Source organism: Candidatus Eisenbacteria bacterium (genome assembly GCA_016867495.1).
GTDB lineage: Bacteria > Eisenbacteria > RBG-16-71-46 > CAIMUX01 > VGJL01 > VGJL01.
Genome location: VGJL01000306.1, coordinates 1 through 2,232, shown reverse-complemented (window position 1 = coordinate 2,232; position 2,232 = coordinate 1). Strand labels below are relative to the sequence as shown.

Genomic DNA, 2,232 nt, shown 5'->3' with positions numbered 1-2,232 from the left:
ATTTCGCCGCCTTGCTCCCCGCCGCGGTGGCGGAGATGCCCGACGCCGCAGCGTGCGTCCGTGCGATCATCGAGCGCTTGCGCGCCCTCGGCATCGAGCCGCAGACGCCTGCGACCGGCGTGGTCGAGCGCTTCGCCCATTGGTGCGTCGCTCTCCCGGCGCGCGGGCGTTCGCGCCTCATCGATGGGACGGAGATCATCCTCTCGGGCGCAAGCGATGTCGCGGGCGATCCGATCCGCGAGACGATCCGTGTCCGCGGTCAGGATATCGTGTTCGATGCGATCGGCGTCGCAGCGGTCCGGATCGCAGGCGACGGCCGCCTCGATGCGATGGCGGCGGGCGGGCTGCGCCGCTTCGCCGGCGGCGGGATCGAGATCGCCCTCGGCGAGCCCGCGGATGTCGCGCTCTGGCGCGATGCGACCGGCGCGTGGCGCGGGATCCTCCAGGGCTGGGAGGGCGATGTGCCGCCGCCGCTCGCGGCCATCACGCGCGGCTGGGCGCGGCGCTCGGTGCCAGCTCCGCTTCCCGATTAGGCGCGGGCGGGCCCAGCCTCGGGGCCTCCCTCCGGGCCCCCCGGCAGCAATTACGTGAGGATCTCTTCGAAGAGCTTCCGCGCGGTCTTCAAGGCCTCGTCCGCCTCCGACAAGATGCTATCCAGGCCCCGGATCAACTTTCGCGCACTGCCCTCCGATCTCGACGAGATCGTGGGTCTTCCGGAATGGCTCGTCGTGCCAGGTCAGAAATCCCTTCATCGTCTTCTCGGCGGCTTGCTGGCAATGAAACACGGCGGGTTCGATCAGTGGGCCATGACTCAGGTCGCGAGTTCTTGAGGCAACACTCCGATCGTGTGGCCGGGTATCCGGGAGGGCAAGGGGGCCGAAGGGGGTCGTAGACGGTGCCGATCGGAGGACAGTGCTGGGCCACCGCCCCGATCATCCAGACGCTACAGATCAAAGGGCTCAGGCGGAGCGTCGGAGACGCTCGAACCCGGACTGCTCCAGCAGGGGGGGCCGGTCCGCTCTTGCCCGCACGTTCGGCCCGCTCGCTGCGCATGAACCGCCGGTGATCGAAGAAGAGGCGCAGGAGTTCGAGGTACACGTAGGGCCGCAAGCGGCTCTTGATCTTCTCGACGAACGAGCGTACGCGGATCGTATCGGCGAGGATCCCCCGCACGGCGAGCCGAATGGGGAAGAAGGCGCTCCGAAGTTCCCGCCGTACTTGGGCTTCCCTCTGCCACTTGCTCCGATCGGGACCTGCAAGCCCTTCGGGTTCGGGTAGAGCACGGACCGCAGCGGCTGGTCCCAGGTCGAGCCGGCAATCGTCTTCCGGTTCACAAGCGCCAGCCGCCATCACGATCGCCACCACCGCAACGATGATCCGGAGCGGGTATGCGATGCGTCGCCTCGTCGCCTGTTGCTCCCGTGGCTTCGACTCTGAATGCGGCCTGCTTCCAACCTCGCGGTCGCGCGCCGAAGGCGTCAACGCGGCCCGCGCGGAGCGATCCGCAAGTTCGGCTTTTTCGCCGGAAACCTTTTCACGAGCAGAGGCTACGGCGACAGGCGATGCGGGGCCCCCGAAGCGCGCCCGCGCCTTCGCCGTCGCCATGCGCCCGTGCATCGTCCGCAGGATGAAGCCCGCCCGGATGAGGTAGGGTTCATGGACGGCGCGCACGGTCTCCTGGTCGAGGTTGAGCGTGTCGGCGATCGTCCGCAGGCTGACCGGGCCGTCGCGCCCCGCGAGGAAGGTGAGGATCCGCCGTTCCGCCGGCCTGAGTCCATCCTCATCGACGCCGAGGTACTGCGCCGCACGAGCGGCGCACTCGCGCGTGATCTCCTCGATCTCACCGGCCTGAGCGAGGATCCGCGCCGCGTCGAGCAATTGGAGAGCCTCGCGTGGGTTCTCGCGGGAGCGGCGGGCGAGCTCGTGCACAGCCTCGCGATCGATCCGCAGGCCCGTGCGCTCCGCGGCGCTGGCGATGATCTCGGCGGTCTCTTCGACGGCGTAGGGCTCGAGATCGTGCCGGTTCCCAAACCGGTCAATGAAGGGGGTCTTGAGGTGCTGCGGATCCGTCGTCGCGCCGATGAACGTGAAGGGCTCGAGGACGACGCTCACGGTGTGGGTCTTGGAGCCGTGCGAGATCAGCACGTTGACCCTGCCACCGGCCAGAGCGGTGAGGAGGTAGTCCTGGCAGGGCTCGTCGAGACCGTGGATCTCATCGACGAACAGGACATC

The 2,232-nt window shown here is 68.5% G+C and carries 1 protein-coding gene; it reads right to left on the bottom strand.

All coding sequences use genetic code 11. The annotated features are described in order from the left end of the window. Positions 1-666: 666 nt before the first annotated feature. A partial coding sequence (locus tag FJY88_13740; protein ID MBM3288388.1) for a hypothetical protein occupies positions 667-2,232 on the bottom strand: 1,566 nt, incomplete at its 5' end.